We start from the raw sequence: 16,969 nt of genomic DNA on the forward strand, positions 1-16,969 counted from the left end.
GCCGGATGACAAGTCCGGGGCCTCTCGCGTTGGGGCATGCAGCAGCGAAGTGCGGCAACCGCGCCGACTGCTGTCGGCCGGTCCGGCTCATCGCGTCGGCCGGCCTGCCGATCGCGGCCCGTACCGCTTCCTCGCTCGTTTCGGCGCAGACGTCCGTCGTCATGACGATCTGCGAGTGCCGCGGGATGTGCCGTGCCACCTCCGAATGGACATTGAGGGCGACCGGAAGCGAACCGTGCCGGGTTTTCCGGAGCGGGGTGCGATCAGCATCAGCCGACGTATGGATCAGGCGCCGGCGAGAGGCCGCTGCCGCGGATGAACCGAGTGCGAGGGCGGATGACGGGGGAAACGCATTTGGTGTGATCAGCCCTGATGCGCTTGAGTATCCACTTCAAATCAGTAACGGTCACGGGGAGTTGACGTTGAGTAAGGCAGCACGGGGGATCACGGCCGGAGTGGTGCTGATGGCCGTACTGACGGCATGTGGTGGTTCTGACGACGGTCTGGATGCCTTCCGTGGGGACGGCGACAAGCCCCCGGTCACGCTGACGCCGGACATGGTCCGCACCGCCCTCCCCAGCAAGGCGAGCGCCCCCAAGGGCTTCGAGGGCGACGACATCGAGGTCGAGGTCGGCGACGAGGCAGTCGAGGCGTGCACCGACTCGACCGAGTCCAACTGCGGCGGGCTGATCAGCATGGGCGCCACCGACTTCGACACGGACGACAGCGGCCGAGGCGACAGCTCCGACTACGACGGTGAGGTCGCTTTCGGCATCCTGGCCTTCCAGAGCCCGGACGACGCCAGTGCCACGTACAAGGCCCTGGTCACCGAGGAGCGCGGCAAGGCGGAGGAGGACGGGAAGAAGGTGAAGCCGTTGGAGATCGACGCGGGCGCCGAGGAGACCGAGGCCTTCGAGGAAGCCGACGGCGAGACCTTGGTCATGATGCGGATCGGCAGCGTCGTCGCCGTGGTGAACGGCGACGGCACCTTCGTTGAGAAGCCGAACTACAACGACCTCGCGAAGCTCCAGATCGACCGGCTGAAGAAGACCGCCCAGGGCATGAACCCCGACGCGTGATCCGCTGAGCCTCCAAGCTCAGGCCCGGCCGGGTATGCAGCCACAGACCCCGTGTCGGCAGCCCTCGCGGGGCTGTTGCGCCGGCACGGTCGCGTGTCACCGGCTGTCGATAAGGTCGTCACCGGGCCCTGAATCGGACGGCGCGCACGCCTGTGGTTTCGAGAAGACCGCAGGTTCACATCCTGCCGAGTGCGCAGCAGGCGAGAGGCCTCCGGAGAGATCCGGGGCCTTTCGCGTGGGTGGTGCGAAGCGGTGCTCGTCGTACAGGGGAGGCAAGAGCGACCGGCGTTCGCCCTATGGAGGTGGGTATGGGCTGGCGGTGTGCCGGGCTCGGCTGGCCGAGTGGTGCCCGGGTGTGCGTGCTGCGGTGGGAGGGCGGCCGGGTCAGTCCGCTCGTCATCGGCAAGAGCCTCGGCTTCCGGGCGGAGGGCGTCCGCCGCTGTGTCGGTGCGCGGGGGAACGCGTGCCCCATGGCCGCCGTGGTGTCCGGCCGGGCGACCCAGGCGCGGTGCCCGGACTGCGCGCGGCTGGACCGGGCGCATTCGGTCGCCGCAGACGCCGTGCCCGACGATCCCCGTACGTACCGGGTGTACCTGGCCTGGTTCGGGCCGGGCATGGTGAAGGTCGGGATCACGGCGGAGGAACGCGGCCCGGCACGGTTGCTCGAGCAGGGGGCCGTGGTGTTCGCGTGGCTGGGGCGGGGCCCGCTGATGGCGGCGCGGCGCACGGAGGAGCTGCTGCGGGCGGCGCTGGGTGTGCCGGACCGGATCGCGTACGCGCGCAAGCGTGCCGTGCGGGCGGCGTTGCCGGGGCCGGACGAGCGGGTCGCGGAAGTGGGCGCGCTGCACCGGCGGGCGCTGGCGCTGTCGGGGTGGGCGGAGTCCCTGGAGCCGATCGCGTTCGAGGCGGTGGACCACGTCGGTGTGTTCGGGCTCGACGGTCTGCCCGCCGCCGACGCGGTGGTGCGCGAACTGGTGGACGGCGGGGCGGTCGTGGGACGGCTGATCGCCGTGGCCGGGCCGGATCTGCATCTGCGGACGGCGAGGGACGGGATCGTCGTGGTCGACACCCGGCTGATGACCGGCTGGGACCTGGTCGGTGCCGGGGAGGGCGAGGCGCTGAGTGTGCCCACGGTCGGCGTGCGGGACGACGGGGTGCAGGACGGCCTCTTCTGACGGGCGGGACGGGGACTGCCACGACGTACTCGGATCCGGGGCCCGCGGAAGCTTGCCGAAGCTCATCGGATCCCATCGGCTCTCTTCGAGTCTCTTCGGTGATCGATCTGGACGCCGGCCCGACCGGGGACGGAAGGTGGCTGCCATGAGCATCGAATCCGCGGAGGACGCGGCGGCTGAGGTACGGGGGTTCTGGCAGGGGCTGGGGCTGCCGGGACTCGTGGACGTGCACACGCATTTCATGCCGGAGTCCGTACTGCGGAAAGTGTGGGCCTACTTCGACGCCGTCGGTCCGATGACCGGCATGGAGTGGCCGATCACCTATCGGCACGAGGAGGAGGAACGGGTCGCACTGCTGCGGGAGTTCGGCGTACGTGCCTTCACCTCGATGCTCTATCCGCACAAGCCCGGGATGGCGGCCTGGCTCAACGGCTGGGCGGCCGACTTCGCGGCGAGGACGCCGGACTGCGTGCACACGGCGACGTTCTTTCCCGAGGAGGGCGTGGACCGTTATGTGCGGGAGGCGGTCGACGGTGGGGCGCGGATCTTCAAGTCCCATCTGCAGGTGGGGGCGTACGACCCGGGTGACCCGCTGCTGGATCCGGTCTGGGGGCTGCTCGCGGAGGCGCGGGTGCCCGTCGTGATGCACTGCGGCTCCGGTCCCGCCCCCGGTAAGCACACCGGACCTGAGCCGGTAGGGCGGATGCTGGCGCGGCATCCCCGGCTGCGGCTGGTGGTGGCGCACATGGGTATGCCCGAGTACGGCGACTTCCTGGACCTGGCCGAGCGCTACGCGGAGGTCCGGCTGGACACGACGATGGCGTTCACGGACTTCAGCGAGGCCTTCGCGCCCTTCCCGGAGGGGGAACGGGCGCGGCTGGCGGACCTGGGGGACCGGATCGTGCTGGGTACGGACTTCCCGAACATCCCGTATCCGTATGCGCACCAGCTGCGGGCGCTGGAGCGGCTCGGGCTCGGCGACGACTGGCTGCGTGCCGTCTGTCACGACAACGGCGCTCGGCTGCTTCTCGAAAGCGCGTAGAGCTCTAGCGGGAACCGCGGGAACCGCGGGAACCGCGGGAACACGGGGACCGTGGCGCTCGCGGAGATCAGGGGCCGCCGAGGCCCCGGCTCACGCGAAGCACGGTCCGACGGGAGCCCCGGCGCGCCGGCCGAGGCTCGGCGGCACCTGCCCACGAGAAGCCCGGGCCCACCAGAGGCCCGGACCTACGAGAGGCCCGGGCCCTACGGCCGCCGGAATAACGGGGAACGCCAAGGGCCTGCCGATGCCCTCCTCGACATCGGCAGGCCCTGCTGCGGCCTGGGGCTGCGACCTGTCAGAAGGTCAGGCCCCAGGAGTCGATGTAGCCGGTGTCACCGCTGTAGACGTCCGTCACCCGGAGCTTCCAGGTGCCGTTCGCCGCGACGCCGGAGGCGTCGACGGTGTAGGTGGTGATGACGTTGTCCGCGCTGTCGCTGGAGGAGGCGGCCTTCAGCTGGGCGGCGGCGCCGTTCGGGGCGACGAGCTCGATGCGCAGGTCACCGCGGTAGGTGTGCTTGATGTCGACGGCGATCTCGAGGTCGGCCGGGGCGTTGCCGCTGATGCCGGTCACCGCGAGGGAAGAGGTGACCGGGGTGTTGGTGTCCGGGATGCTCACGTTGGCGGCGTTGGTGAACACGCTGCCGGCGGGCGGCTGCGGGTCGGTGCCGCCGGACGCGCCGAGCGTACGGGCCGCGTCGGCCAGGCCCGCGCCGCAGCCCCCGGAGCAGGTGCCGGGCAGCGTACGGGCGTTGGTCTTGATCGCGGACTCGATCTGGGCGGGCGTCATCGACGGGCTCGCCTGGTTCATCAGCGCGGCGAGGCCGGCGATGTGCGGGGCGGCCATGCTGGTGCCCTGGTACGCCGTGTAGGTCTCGCTGCCGACGCTGCGGGTGCCGGTGTTGAGCGTCGACCAGATGCCGTTGGCGGAGCTGAGCGCGGTCTCGCCGCCGGGGGCGGTGACGTCGACGACGGTGCCGTAGTTGGAGTAGGACGCCCGGTTGCCCTCGCGGTCGGAGGCCGCGACGGTGATGACGTTGTTGCAGCTCGCCGGGTTGAAGTTGGCCGCGTTGGCGTTGCTGTTGCCGGCCGCCACGACGACGGTCGTGCCGCGGCTCACCGCGCCGTTGATGGCGCTCTGGGTGCCGGCGTCGCAGGCGCCGCCGCCGCCGAGGCTCATGTTGATGACGTCGGCGGGGTTCGGGTTGGCGGGGACGCCCTGCACCGAACCGCCGGACGACCAGGTGATGGCGTCGATGATGTCGGCCGTGGTGCCGCCGCACTTGCCGAGTACACGGACGGGCTGGACGGTCGCGTTGTACGCGATACCGGCGACGCCCTTGCCGTTGTGGGTGGTGGCGGCGATGGTGCCGGCGACGTGGGTGCCGTGCCAGGAGTTGTTGCTGTCGCGTGCCGGGACGGGCTGGCCGTTGGCGTCGGTGCCGCACTCGCCGCGGGCGACCCAGTCGCCGGGGTCGGCGGCGTTGCTGTCGCGGCCGCCGCCGTCGTTGGCCATGAACGTGTCGGAGACGAAGTCGTATCCGGCGATCATGTTGGCGGCGAGGTCGGAGTGGGCGACGTAGCCGGTGTCGATGACGGCGACCTTGACGCCGGAGCCGGTCGCCTTGTCCCACGCTCCGGGGACGTTCATGCCCGCGGTCGCCTCGAACAGGTCCCACTGGCGGCTGTACTCGGAGTCGTTCGGCGTCACTGCCGTGGCGTACATCCGCGTGTCCGGAACGACGTACGCGACGTCCGGGTCGGCGCGGAAGGCGGCCATGACGTCCTCGGAGTCCGCCTTGTCCAGCTCGGCGCCGAGGTCGACCAGGGCGGCTCCGGTGCCCAGGCGCCGGTCGAAGTCGAGGGACTCGCCGGCCTTGCGGCCCTTCGCCTCGGCGTCCTTGGTCGCCGCGTCGTCGGACTTCGCCTCCGCGGCCTGCGACTTGTAGCCGACGATGAGGCGCTCGACGGGCTGGGCAGCCGGGGCCGGCGCGGGCGCGGCCGGCGTGCCGGGTGTGCCCGGAGCGGGGAGGGGCGCGGCGATGGAGGTGGCGGCGCCGGCGCACAGCAGGGCGGTGGTGGTCACCGCGAGGAGGGATATGCGAAAGGGTCTGGAACCGTTCAAGGTGCTGCCTTTCAAGTTCGTTCCGGCATGCGGGAACCCGAGTGGGTGGTTCGGGTCATGACAAGCCGGCCTGCGGCCGCGGCAGGGAAGCGGGGGGTTGACGTGACGGCCGGGTACACGGCGGGTTGGGGGCCCGCCGTGCGGGCACCGGCCGGCCGACGCGAGGTCAGCAGCTCCCCCGCCACAGATACGCGTCGGTCGGCCAGTGGCTGGAACCTACGGCCAGATCCCGGACACGCCTATACGGGTACCGGGCGCTACGGATACCTGATTAACCCCTGGCCGATCGGTGGTTCGCACCATTGGTCAGCGTTTGCGGCATCGGGTCCGCGGAGTTCACGGCACGCGTCTCCGCGAGGTCCTGCCGGGACTGTGTGCCGAGTTTGCGCATGGCCCTGGCGACGTGCTGCTCCACCGTGCGCGGCGAAAGATGCAAGGTCGTCGCGATCTCCCGGTTCGTCAGCCCGGTCGCCGCGAGCTCGGCGACCTCGCGCTCCCGGGGGGAGAGCTGGTCCCCGTACGAGGGCCTGCCCGGCGGTCGGACCTCCCTGGCGGGCTGATGGGAGCGGAGCAGGGCGCGGGCGCGGGCGGCGTCCCACACGGCGCCGAGGTCCGAGAACTGCTGCGCGCAGGCGGTCAGTTCGGCGACGGCCTGTGTCTTGAAATCGTCGGCGTCGCGCGGCCGCGGGACGGCCGCCGCCTCGCCTGGTCCGGCAGCCCCGCCTACGTCCGTGCTCGCCTTGGCCGCTCCGTCCGGCGCCGTGCCACCGGCGAAGTCCACGGCGGGCTCCGCCGCTCCCGCGACCAGGGCGCAGCGGGCGGCGGACTCGGTGGTCAGGGAATGGGCGTACGGCCGGGGCAGCGCCGCGTAGTCCGCCGCGGCCCGCCGGTAGAGGGGCACGGCTTCCGCCGCCCTGCCGTCGGTCTCCGCCAGCACGGCACGCGACCAGGTCAACGCGGCTGACGCCGCGGGGGAGTCCCGGCCGGTGAGGCCGGCGGCGAAGTCGTCCACCATGGCCTGTGCCGCCGCCCGGTCACCCGCGCGGGCCGTTGCCTCCACGGCCCAGGGCGCCAGCTCCGCGGCCCACACCCACACGCCCTTGGCCGCCATGCCCGCCCATGCCTTCCTGGCCTCCGCGGCGGCGGCGGGCAGTTCCTGGCGGGCCAGTGCGAGGCGGATCAGCGCGCCGGACGTCGCCGCGGCCAGCGGTGGCGCCGCGTGCTCGGGCGAGGGGCCGTCGGGACCGGACAGCCACGCCAGGGCGTTCCCCCACTCCCCCTGCGCCAGGGCGAGCAGCCCGCGGACCATGCGCGCGTCGGCGCAGATGACCGGCATGTCGGAGGTCGCGGTCACGAACGTCTCGCACCGCTCGGCGAGCCCGGCCCACCGGCCGGTGAACCATTCCAGCAGCAGCCGGGCCCCGAGCGCCGTGTGCTGGGTGTACGGGGAGCCGCTCTTCGCGGACAGTTCGAGACCTTCGGTCAGGAGCTCCTCCGCCCGCTCGTGGTAGCCGAGCCACACCGCGGAGTCGGCCGCGTTGCACAGTCCCCTTGCCGCGTGCTGGCGGGTCCGCGGGTCCGGGTTGTCCGTGGGCAGTGCCCGTACCAGTTCCCACGCCTTCGGGTCGCCGCAACTCATGGCAAGGCCGGCCCGGTTGGCGGCCACGGCCGTGCGGACGCCTTCGTCGCCGCTGTCCGCCGCGGCCTCCGCCGCGCCTTCCAGCCATGCCCGGTGCACGTCGATGGAAGAGCCGGGCCAGTAGGGCATGGCGAGCGCCGACATCGCACGGGCGGACAGGTCGGGCCGGGCGTCACGCAGTTCGGCGGCGGCACGTTCCAGCTCACGCCAGCCCTGACCGCTCATGCCGACCTGGTTGCAGAGCAGCAGCCCCAGATCGAGCCGTAGCTCGCCGCGCACGGTGGCTGGCAGGGCCTGGTCCTCGACGATCTGCCCCAGAACCTCGACGGTCTGGTCGGAGCGCAGGCCGAGGACCGCACTGCGGGCCAGCAGCGGCGCCAGCCTGGCGCGGGTCTGCGGCGGGACGGAGGGCGAGGCCAGCGTCTGTTCCAGCAGGCGGATGGCGTCCTGGTGCCGGCTCGCCTCCGCCGCCTCCCGCGCGGCGTGCTCCACCGCGCGCAGCCACCCCCGGACGCGTCCGCCGGCGTGGTGGTGGCGGGCCAGCGCCGTCCACGGGACGGGTTGTCTGCGCGCCAGTACGTCGGCCGCCCGCCCGTGCAGTTCCTGCCGTACGGGCCCCGGCAAGGACCCGTGCACGGCGACGGCCGCGAGCGGGACGGGCAGCCCGTAGCTGCCCTCCCCCGATTCCGTCAGTGCGGCGCCGGCGAGCGCGCTGAGCAGCGCCTCCCTGCCGAGGGCCGGTCCCAGCCCCGACACGGCGACGAGTTCGTCGCGGCTCACCGGCTCGCCCAGTACGGCGGCGGCCCACACGACGGGGCGGTGCTCCGGCGGCAGGGCGGCCGTCCGGCCGATACTCAGGTCGGCCAGCCGTACGGGTACGCCCGCGGCGTCCACGTCGGCGGCCGTGCACCGCTGCCGGGTGCTGTCGCGCAGCACCGCGAGCAGGTCGACGACGACCTGAGCGACTCCGCCGGAACGCTCGTGCAGCCGCGTCACCGCCTCCGCCGTGCAGCGTTCACCGAGGGCGGCCGTCGCGGCCTGCCGGACCTCCGCCTCCGTCCACGGCCGTATTCGGTGCCGCAGGACTGCCAGAGCGGACGGGTAGCGGGGCGGCGGGGCCCCAAGAGGAAGGCCGGGTGCGGCCAGTTCCTCGGGACGGTAGGCGATCACCGCGGCCAGTCCCGGCCGCGGCTGCTCCAGGAGCCGGTGGAGCCTGGCCAGTTCCTCACGGTCCGCGCGGTGCACGTCGTCCACGATCAGCAGGAGAGGCCGGTCCCCGGCCTGCTCGGTGGGCTCCGGCGCGGATCCGGCCTCGCCGGGCGTCCACCGCAGGCAGGCCGCTCCCGTGCCCTCGGCGAGTCCGGCCAGCTCTTCGGCGAGGCGGCTCTTGCCCGTACCGGCGGGACCCTCCAGCAGCACGAGAACGGGCGCGGCGCTGTTCCCGGCGAGTGTCCGCCGCAGCCGTAGCCGCCAGAAGGATTCGTGTGCCGTGCCCACGCCGACCGCCTTCAGACTTCCGGTTCCGCTCCCTGTGCGACCCCCGGATGTTTCCGTTGACTCAGCCGCACCTTCTCAGGGAATTCACAGGTTCGGGAAAGAAGCCTCTCAGGGCAATGTCACAGCCTGATGAACATGACGACGACCTCGCCCCAGGGGCGCACCGAAATGCTCAGGCCGGACGGCAGCCCCGTGCGGGTGCTCGTCGTGGACGACGAGGCGCCGCTCAGCGAACTGCTGTCGATGGCCCTGCGCTACGAGGGCTGGGAGGTGCGCAGCGCCGGCGACGGCGCGGGTGCGGTGCGCACGGTCCGGGAGTTCCGTCCGGACGCCGTGGTGCTCGACATCATGCTGCCGGACATGGACGGGCTCGCCGTCCTCGGCCGGTTGCGGCGTGAGGTGCCGGACGTGCCCGTCCTGTTCCTGACGGCACGGGACGCCGTCGAGGACCGGATCGCGGGCCTCACGGCCGGCGGGGACGACTACGTGACCAAGCCGTTCTCGCTGGAGGAGGTCGTGGCACGGCTGCGCGGCCTGATCCGGCGGTCCGGCACGGCGGCGGTGCGCAGCGAGTCGCTGCTCGTGGTGGGGGACCTGACGCTCGACGAGGACAGCCACGAGGTGACCCGCGGCGGTCAGTCGATCCACCTGACCGCGACGGAGTTCGAGCTGCTGCGCTATCTGATGCGCAATCCGCGCCGTGTGCTGAGCAAGGCGCAGATCCTGGACCGGGTGTGGAGCTACGACTTCGGGGGACAGGCCAACGTCGTCGAGCTCTACATCTCCTATCTGCGGCGGAAGATCGACGCGGGCCGCCCGCCGATGATCCACACACGGCGCGGCGCGGGGTATCTGATCAAGCCCGGTGAGTGAGGTGACACCGCGGCGGCCGTGGTCGCTGCGGGCACGGCTGGTGGTCTCGGTGGACGGCGGCAGCTTCTACGACCTGACCGCGGAGAAATAGCGCTGTACAGCGTATGAGAAACCCTTGTACGGTGTATGGGCATCTTCCCGTACACCGTACAAGGAGCTTGAATGACGGCAACGACGACCGAGTCCCGTAAGGCGGCCCCATCCGGAGGCCACCCGCAGCGCTGGCTGATCCTCGGCGTCATCTGTCTCGCCCAGCTCACCGTGCTGCTCGACAACACCGTCCTGTCCGTGGCGATCCCGTCCCTCACGAGGGAGCTCCACGCCTCGACGGCCGACATCCAGTGGATGATCAACGCCTATTCGCTGGTCCAGTCGGGCCTGCTGCTCACCGCGGGCAACGCGGCGGACCGGTACGGCCGCAGGAAGATGCTCGTCTCGGGCCTGGCCCTGTTCGGCATCGGCTCGCTCGCCGCCGGACTCGCCCAGACCTCCGGCCAGTTGATCGCGGCGCGCGCCGGCATGGGCGTGGGCGGGGCGCTGCTGATGACCACGACCCTCGCCGTCGTCGTGCAGGTCTTCGACGACAAGGAGCGGGTGAAGGCCATCGCTCTGTGGTCGACCGTCAGCTCTCTCGGCTTCGCGGCCGGACCGCTGATCGGAGGCGTGATGCTCGAGCACTTCTGGTGGGGCGCGATCTTCCTGATCAACATTCCCGTTGCCGTGATCGGCCTGGCGGCGGTGCTCGTGATGGTCCCGGAGTCCAAGAACCCGCAGGGCGACCGGCCCGATCTGCTCGGCGCGGTGCTGTCCACGATCGGTATGACGGCCGTCGTGTACGCGATCATCTCGGGCCCGGACCACGGCTGGACCTCCACCCAGGTCCTGGCGTCGGCCGCCCTCGGCGCGCTCTTCCTCGGTGCCTTCGTGGTCTGGGAGCTGCGGATCCCGTACCCGATGCTCGACATGCACTTCTTCCGCAACCAGCGCTTCATCGGCGCGGTCGCCGGCGCGATCCTGGTGGCGTTCGGCATGACCGGCTCGCTCTTCCTGCTCACCCAGCACCTCCAGTTCGTGCTCGGGTACGGGGCCCTGGACGCCGGTCTTCGTACGGCGCCGCTGGCGCTCACGGTCGTCGTGCTCAACCTGACGGGCATCGGGGCCCGGCTGCTGCGGATCTTCGGGACTCCGGTCACCATCGCCGTCGGCATGGCCCTGGTCTCCGGCGGCCTCGCCGCCATCGCGGTCCTCGGCGCCGACGGCTACAGCGGGATGCTGCTCGGCCTGGTCGTCATGGGCGCCGGAGTGGCCCTGTCCATGCCCGCGATGGCCAACGCGATCATGAGCGCCATCCCGCCGGAGAAGGCGGGCGTGGGCGCGGGCATCAACGGCACCCTCGCCGAGTTCGGCAACGGCCTCGGCGTCGCCGTCCTGGGCGCCGTACTCAACTCCCGCTTCGTCGCTCTGGTGCCCGCGGCCGTCGGGGCGACCTCGCTGCCCGCCGCACTGGCGGCGGCGGACGGCGCCGGCGAGCGCGCTTCGATCTCGGAGGCGTTCGCCTCGGGGCTGGAGACGAGCCAGTTGGTGGGCGCGGTGGCGGTACTGGCCGGCGGTCTGCTGGCCGCGCTGCTGCTGCGGCGGGCGGAGCGGGCGGACCCTCCCGCGGCTGCGGCCTGACACCGCCGGGTGCCCACGGTGCTGTGCCGCACAGGGCACAGCACCGTGGCACAGCTCAGCGGCATAGCATCGGAGGCGGGCGGACCGGAGGCTTCCGGCACCGCCCGTCCGGCCGGGAACAACCGAGAGGGTGTGCGATGGCGAGTACCACCGACCGCACGAAGAGCCCCATGCGGACCAGTGTCTGGCTGGAGGGCAAGGCCGACCGCGGGCGCAGGTCGGCACAGCCGGCCGGACTGGACCGCGACAAGATCATCGACGCCACGGTCCGGCTCCTGGACGCCGAGGGCGCGGCCCGCTTCTCCATGCGCAAGCTGGCCGCCGAACTGAACGTCACCGCGATGTCGGTCTACTGGTACGTCGACACCAAGGACGACCTGCTGGAGCTGGCCCTCGACGCGGTCTTCGGAACCGTGTCGCTGCCGGACACGGACGCGGACCCGAACGACTGGCGCGAGCAGCTCCGTGCCCTCGCCGCCGGGTACCGGGCACTGCTGGTCCGGCACCCGTGGGTGTCGCCGCTGATCGGGACGTACCTGAACATCGGTCCGCACTCGATGGCCTTCTCGCGGGCGGCCCAGCAGATCGTCCGCAACACCGGCCTGCCGCCCCACGGGCAGATGGGGGGAATCTCCGCGGTCTTCCAGTTCGTCTACGGATTCGGCACCATCGAGGGCCACTTCACCGAGCGCTGCACGGCGGCAGGGCTCAGCCAGGACGAGTACTTCCGCCAGGCCATGGGGACGATCCGCGAACGGCCGGAGTACCGCGAGAAGTTCGCGCATGCCGACGAGCTGATGGAGGCGCGCGGCGGCGACACCGTGGAGGAGATGCGGGAGCGGGACTTCGGGTTCGCGCTCGATCTCCTCATCGCGGGTATCGAGGCGATGGTGGAGCGGTCGAAGGCGTAGCCCGCCGTTCCCGGAACCGTAAGGGCCGGCGGGCTCTCGTCGCGCCGGCCCCGGTGCTCGGCGACCGGCCGGGTCCGGCGGTCCGGTCAGTCCTCGCCGAGCCGCGCCGGGAAGCCGCCCGTGGCGATGGGGCCCCACCGCTCCGGTGTGACGCGGATGATCGACTTGCCCTGCTTCCGCATCGCCTCGCGGTACTCGTCCCAGTCCGGGTGCTCACCGGAGATGTTGCGGAAGTACTCGACGAGCGGCTCCACCGACGCGGGGGAGTCGATCACCTCCGCAGTGCCGTCGACCTGTACCCACGGCCCGTTCCAGTCGTCAGACAGGATGATCAGACTGACACGCGCGTCCCGCTTGGCGTTGCGCGTCTTCGCCCGCTCCGGATAGGTCGAGACGACGATCCGCCCCGAGTCGTCCACACCGCAGGTGAGCGGCGAGCCCTGCGGAGAGCCGTCCGCACGGCGCGTCAGCAGGATCGCCCGGTGCCGCGGCCGTACGAATTCCAGCAACTGCTCGCGTTCCACCCTGGTGTTGGTGGCGATCTGTCGTGCCATGGCCGGCACCTTACGGGAGTTCGCCGCCCTGGACGGCCTGGATGTCCAGCTCCACCTTCAGAGTCGTCCCGATGGCGGAGATGCCCGTCTGCACCATCTGGTTGTAGTGCATGGCGAAGTCGTCACGGTGCAGTTCCGTCGTGGCGCGGAAGGCGGCGCGCACCCCGCCCCACGGGTCGGGACCGGTGCCCAGGTAGCCGAGGTCGAGGTCGACCTCGCGGACGACACCGTGCAGCGACAGCTCGCCCCGCACCGTCCAGCGGTCGGGCCCGGCCGCAGTCAGGGCGGTGGACCTGTACGTGATCTCGGGGAAGCGCTCGGTGTCCAGGAAGTCCGGCGACCGCAGGTGCTTGTCCCGCAGCCCGTTGCCCGTGTCGATGGACGCGGCCGAGATCACCGCGTCGACCCGGGAACGCTCCACGTCCTCCGCGATCTCGATACGTCCGCCGAACTCGGTGAAGCGGCCGCGCACGCTGGAGATCCCGAGGTGCTGCGCTGTGGCGGCCACCGACGAGTGCGCCGGGTCGAGCGACCAGGTGCCCGGCGGAGGAAGCTCCGCGCCGCCCTGCCGGGACAGCACCACTGTGCCCGCGTCCACCCGTCCGCTCGCCGTGACCAGCGCGGTCGACGCCACCGGCGCGTACCCGAGAGCCGTCACGATCACCGTGTACGGCCCGGCCGGCAGGTCGGTCGTGTCGCTCACCGTGCCGTCCACGCCGGCCTGTGCCCGCAGCACCTGGGTGCCGGTCATGTCCGTCACGGTGACGACCGCGTGCTGGACGGCCCAGCCGTCGCGGGTCCGTACCTGTGCGCGAAGTCCCATACCCATCGATCCCGTTTCTGTGTCCGGCCCTCACGGCCGTGGAGAAGTGTTCGGGCCCCGGGCGGGGCGACCGGCCGTCCCCTGCCTGCCGCCCCGTCTCCGGGGCCCGTCTCCGCCGGGCGGGCGGCTCGTCTCCGCCGAGAACGAGGTGCCCGGGCCCGGGGGTCCTTTACTCGCCCGGGTGGGCGAGTTCGATGTCGTGACCGTCGACGCCGCGACCGGTCACGGTCAACTGGCCCGCCACCGGCGGGTATCCGGTCGCGATGACCGAGTACTCGCCCGCGTCCAGGTCCGCGAAGGCGTACGCCCCGTCGTCGCCGGTGGTCGCCGTGGCCACCACGTTCCCGGCGGCGTCCACCAGGGTCACCCGGGCGTCGGTCAGCGGCAGGCCCGCGGCCCCGCGGACCACGCCCCGCACGACCGCGCCGGACCGGAGCGCCGCCTCGATCCGGGTCACGCCCTGGCCGCCGATCTCCACGGGCAGCGCGAGCGGCCGGTAGCCGGGCGCGTTCACCGCGACGGTCACCGAGCCGGGCACGAGCTCGGCGAAGGCGAACTCGCCCTGCTCCGTGCTCGTCCCGGTGGCGAGCACATCGCCGCGCACATCCGTGACGACGACCATGGCTCCTTCGACGGGGCCGCCGCCGTCGGCCGCCCGCACCACTCCGCCGAGGCCGCTGGTCCCGGCGAGCAGGATGTCGAACACCAGCGGCTCACCCGTGACGTTCACCGTGGAGGCCTGCGGCTGGAAGCCGTCGGCCGAGGCGATCAGCACATACGATCCGGCGCCCGGCGCGTCCAGCGTGTAGCTGCCGTCCCCCTGGGCGACGGAGCGGCCGAGCTGCCGGCCGGCCGGCGAGATCAGCGTGACGGCTGCCCGGGGCACCGCGGCGCCCTCGGAACCGCGCACCACTCCGCCGACCGCGACACCGGAGGTGACCGGCTCGGTCGCGACGGCCTGCGCCGGGGCGGGGGCCGTGGCGACGGCGAGTGCCTCCGGTGCCTCGGAGGTGGTGACAGTGTCCTTCGCCTGCTTCGACTCCGCGTCCGACGAGCTGCTCTTCAGCGCGACCTCCTTGATGAAGAGGGTCACCAGGAAGGCGACGAGCGCGAAGGGCGCGGAGTACAGGAAGATGTCGGCGACCCCGTGCCCGTACGCCGTCTCCATGACGGTGCGGATGGGGACCGGCAGCTTGTCCAGGTCGGGAATGCCGCCGCCACCCGTACCGCCGTGACCCAGCGCCTCGCCCTGCGGGCCGAGTTCGGCGAGCCCGTCCTTGACGTAGTGGGTGACCCGGGTGGCCATCACCGCGCCGAGCGCGGAGACGCCGATCGCGCCGCCGAGGGACCGGAAGAAGGTGACGACCGAGCTGGCCGCGCCGAGGTCCGACGGGTCGACCTGGTTCTGGGTGCAGAGCACCAGGTTCTGCATCATCATGCCGAGTCCGAGGCCCATCAGGACCATGAAGACCGCGATGTGCCAGTACTCGGTGTCGTAGCGGATGGTGCCCAGCAGACCGAGGCCCGCCGTCACCAGGGCGCCGCCCGCGACCAGCCAGGCCTTCCAACGGCCGGTCTTGGTGATGATCTGGCCGGAGACCGTCGACGAGACGAAGAGTCCGCCGATCATCGGGATCGTCAGCACACCGGACATGGTCGGCGACTCGTCGCGCGCCAGCTGGAAGTACTGGCTGAAGAACACCGTGCCGGCGAACATGGCGACGCCGACGAAGAGCGAGGCCAGCGAGGCCAGCGTGATCGTGCGGTTGCGGAACAGCCGCAGCGGGATGATCGGTTCGCTCGCCTTCGACTCCACCAGGAGGAAGAGCGCGCCGAGCACCACCGAACCGCCGACCATCGCGCCGGACTGCCACGAGATCCAGTCGTACTTGTCACCGGCGAAGGTCACCCACACCAACAGCAGCGAGACGGCGGCGCTGATGAAGAACGCGCCCGACCAGTCGACCTTCACCTGCCGCTTGACCACGGGGAGCTTGAGGGTCTTCTGCAGGACGAACAGGGCGATCAGCGCGAACGGCACGCCGACGTAGAAGCACCAGCGCCAACCCAGCCACTCGGTGTCGGTGATGACGCCGCCGAGCAGCGGGCCGCCGACGGTCGCGACCGCGAAGACGGCACCGATGTATCCGCTGTAGCGGCCCCGCTCGCGGGGGGCGATCATCGCGGCCATGACGATCTGCGCGAGGGCGGACAGACCGCCGACGCCGATGCCCTGGATCACACGGCAGGCGATCAGCATGCCGGAGTTCTGCGAGAGTCCGGCGACGACCGAACCCAGGACGTAGATGAGCAGCGATATCTGGACCAGCAGCTTCTTGGAGAAGAGGTCCGAGAGCTTGCCCCACAGCGGGGTGGTCGCGGTCATCGCCAGCAGCGAGGCGGTGACGACCCAGGTGTAGGCGCTCTGGCCGCCACCGAGGTCGGTGATGATCTCGGGCAGGGCGTTGGAGACGATCGTCGACGACAGGATGGCGACGAACATGCCGAGCATCAGCCCGGACAGCGCCTCCATGATCTGCCGGTGCGTCATCGGCGCCCCGCCGTCGGAGGCGGATCCACCGCCGTGCTTGGCGTGGCCGCCCCGCACACCGTTCGGTGTGGTCGTAGCCATGAACTTCCTTCTCTTCATACGGGTGTACGGGTGGCGTGGGCCCGGCAGTCCCCGACGGATTCGCGGAGGCGGGCCAGCATCGCGTTCAGCTGTCCGACTTCTTCGTCGGACCAGTCCTCGAGGTAGTGGGCGAACATGTCCGTGGTCCGGTGGCCGAGGTCGTCGAGCAGGTCCCTGCCCGCCGGCGTGAGCCGCAGGATGCGGGACCGCCGGTCCTCGGGATCGGGCGACCGCTCCAGCCAGCCGCGCTCCACCACATGGGCCACGTGCCGGCTGGTGACGGACATGTCGACGCCCATCAGCTCGGCGAGGCGGCCCATCCGCATCTCGCCGTGCCGGCCGAGCAGTGACAGCACCGCGGCGGACCCGGAAGGGCACTCGGCGGGCAGTATCCGCGAGAGGACCCGTTTGACGGCCCCGACTGCGCTTATCTGCCGGGCCAGCTCCTCGTACTGACTCCGCTCGGCCAAGGCCCCTCCCACTTTTCGTTGCTTAGGGCAACAATAGAAGCCGTTGGTTGCTACAGGCAAATGAAAACGGGCCTGACCGGGTAAAGGAACCCAAAAGGCTTTGCATATGCGGAGTCATGGGCGGGCAATCTCCTTCTCGGAGCCCACCGGCCGCCCGCCCGGGGTTGGGGCCGCGGACGCCGTTCGCTAGGGTCCTGCCCCATGGCACACAACCCCCATGCTCCCCAAGGCCAGGGCCCCGAGGGCAACTACGACCCCGCGGGCAGCACCCAGATGTTCCGCGCCTTCGTGGACGAAGGCGCCCCGCAGGGCCGCGCGGCGGCGACGCCTGCGGCGACGTCCTCCTCGCGCGTCGGCCTCATCGTCGGCGTCGTCGCGGCGGTCGTCATCCTCGGCGCGGTCGCCTGGCTGGCCCTCGGCTAGAACCGTCGGCCCGGAACCCGTCCGGGCCGGAACCAGAACCTGTCCGGGCCGGACG

At 71.6% G+C, this 16,969-nt stretch carries 13 protein-coding genes and 1 pseudogene; 7 read left to right on the plus strand and 7 right to left on the minus strand.

What is annotated here, in order from left to right; translation table 11 throughout:
• Window positions 1-199 (minus strand): annotated as a pseudogene (locus ACWGH4_RS15110) (hypothetical protein); the annotation flags it as partial.
• 223 nt (window positions 200-422) lie between these two features.
• Here ACWGH4_RS15110 and ACWGH4_RS15115 point away from each other — a divergent pair.
• The 3 genes from ACWGH4_RS15115 (at window position 423) to ACWGH4_RS15125 (ending at window position 3,296) form a co-directional block, all read left to right on the plus strand.
• The gene (locus ACWGH4_RS15115; protein ID WP_453460316.1) at window positions 423-1,079 is read left to right on the plus strand and encodes a hypothetical protein; all 657 of its coding nucleotides are present in this window, start codon (window positions 423-425) and stop codon (window positions 1,077-1,079) included.
• A 308-nt stretch (window positions 1,080-1,387) separates the two neighbouring features.
• Window positions 1,388-2,254 carry a DUF2797 domain-containing protein gene (locus ACWGH4_RS15120; RefSeq protein ID WP_453460319.1) on the plus strand — a complete coding sequence of 289 codons (867 nt, stop codon included), beginning with the start codon at window positions 1,388-1,390 and terminating at the stop codon, window positions 2,252-2,254.
• Between the two features lie 145 nt (window positions 2,255-2,399).
• The gene (locus ACWGH4_RS15125) at window positions 2,400-3,296 is read left to right on the plus strand and encodes an amidohydrolase family protein (RefSeq protein WP_453460322.1); all 897 of its coding nucleotides are present in this window, start codon (window positions 2,400-2,402) and stop codon (window positions 3,294-3,296) included.
• A gap of 295 nt (window positions 3,297-3,591) precedes the next feature.
• On the opposite strand, the gene ACWGH4_RS15130 is transcribed toward ACWGH4_RS15125, so the two are convergent.
• Together ACWGH4_RS15130 and ACWGH4_RS15135 are read right to left on the minus strand one after the other, a co-directional pair.
• Window positions 3,592-5,379 (minus strand): S8 family serine peptidase, encoded by a 1,788-nt coding sequence (locus ACWGH4_RS15130; RefSeq protein ID WP_453460325.1) that lies wholly within the window; start codon window positions 5,377-5,379, stop codon window positions 3,592-3,594.
• 310 nt (window positions 5,380-5,689) lie between these two features.
• Window positions 5,690-8,554 (minus strand): LuxR C-terminal-related transcriptional regulator, encoded by a 2,865-nt coding sequence (locus ACWGH4_RS15135; protein WP_453460328.1) that lies wholly within the window; start codon window positions 8,552-8,554, stop codon window positions 5,690-5,692.
• Window positions 8,555-8,689: 135 nt separating this feature from the next.
• Between ACWGH4_RS15135 and ACWGH4_RS15140 the strand changes: the two genes are divergently transcribed.
• The 3 genes from ACWGH4_RS15140 (at window position 8,690) to ACWGH4_RS15150 (ending at window position 12,012) form a co-directional block, all read left to right on the plus strand.
• Window positions 8,690-9,427, plus strand: coding sequence for a response regulator transcription factor (locus ACWGH4_RS15140; protein ID WP_453460330.1), 738 nt, complete (start codon window positions 8,690-8,692; stop codon window positions 9,425-9,427).
• Window positions 9,428-9,589: 162 nt separating this feature from the next.
• Window positions 9,590-11,101, plus strand: a complete 1,512-nt coding sequence (locus ACWGH4_RS15145) for an MFS transporter (RefSeq protein ID WP_453460332.1) — start codon at window positions 9,590-9,592, stop codon at window positions 11,099-11,101.
• A gap of 137 nt (window positions 11,102-11,238) precedes the next feature.
• Window positions 11,239-12,012 carry a TetR/AcrR family transcriptional regulator gene (locus tag ACWGH4_RS15150; RefSeq protein ID WP_453460335.1) on the plus strand — a complete coding sequence of 258 codons (774 nt, stop codon included), beginning with the start codon at window positions 11,239-11,241 and terminating at the stop codon, window positions 12,010-12,012.
• Window positions 12,013-12,098: 86 nt separating this feature from the next.
• Here ACWGH4_RS15150 and ACWGH4_RS15155 read toward each other — a convergent pair whose 3' ends face one another.
• The 4 genes from ACWGH4_RS15155 to ACWGH4_RS15170 form a co-directional block, all read right to left on the minus strand.
• Complete coding sequence (locus tag ACWGH4_RS15155) at window positions 12,099-12,566, minus strand: PPOX class F420-dependent oxidoreductase (RefSeq protein ID WP_453460338.1); 468 nt, start codon at window positions 12,564-12,566, stop codon at window positions 12,099-12,101.
• 10 nt (window positions 12,567-12,576) lie between these two features.
• Window positions 12,577-13,389 (minus strand): YceI family protein, encoded by an 813-nt coding sequence (locus ACWGH4_RS15160; RefSeq protein ID WP_453460341.1) that lies wholly within the window; start codon window positions 13,387-13,389, stop codon window positions 12,577-12,579.
• Window positions 13,390-13,558: 169 nt separating this feature from the next.
• A complete protein-coding gene (locus tag ACWGH4_RS15165) occupies window positions 13,559-16,021 on the minus strand; it encodes an MFS transporter (RefSeq protein WP_453460344.1) in 2,463 nt (820 codons plus the stop codon).
• A 14-nt stretch (window positions 16,022-16,035) separates the two neighbouring features.
• Window positions 16,036-16,491, minus strand: coding sequence for a MarR family transcriptional regulator (locus ACWGH4_RS15170; RefSeq protein ID WP_441263234.1), 456 nt, complete (start codon window positions 16,489-16,491; stop codon window positions 16,036-16,038).
• 201 nt (window positions 16,492-16,692) lie between these two features.
• Here ACWGH4_RS15170 and ACWGH4_RS15175 point away from each other — a divergent pair, with 201 nt between their 5' ends.
• Complete coding sequence (locus ACWGH4_RS15175) at window positions 16,693-16,914, plus strand: hypothetical protein (RefSeq protein WP_441263233.1); 222 nt, start codon at window positions 16,693-16,695, stop codon at window positions 16,912-16,914.
• Window positions 16,915-16,969: the final 55 nt, after the last annotated feature.

The sequence above is a fragment of the Streptomyces sp. NPDC054847 genome (assembly GCF_053610925.1).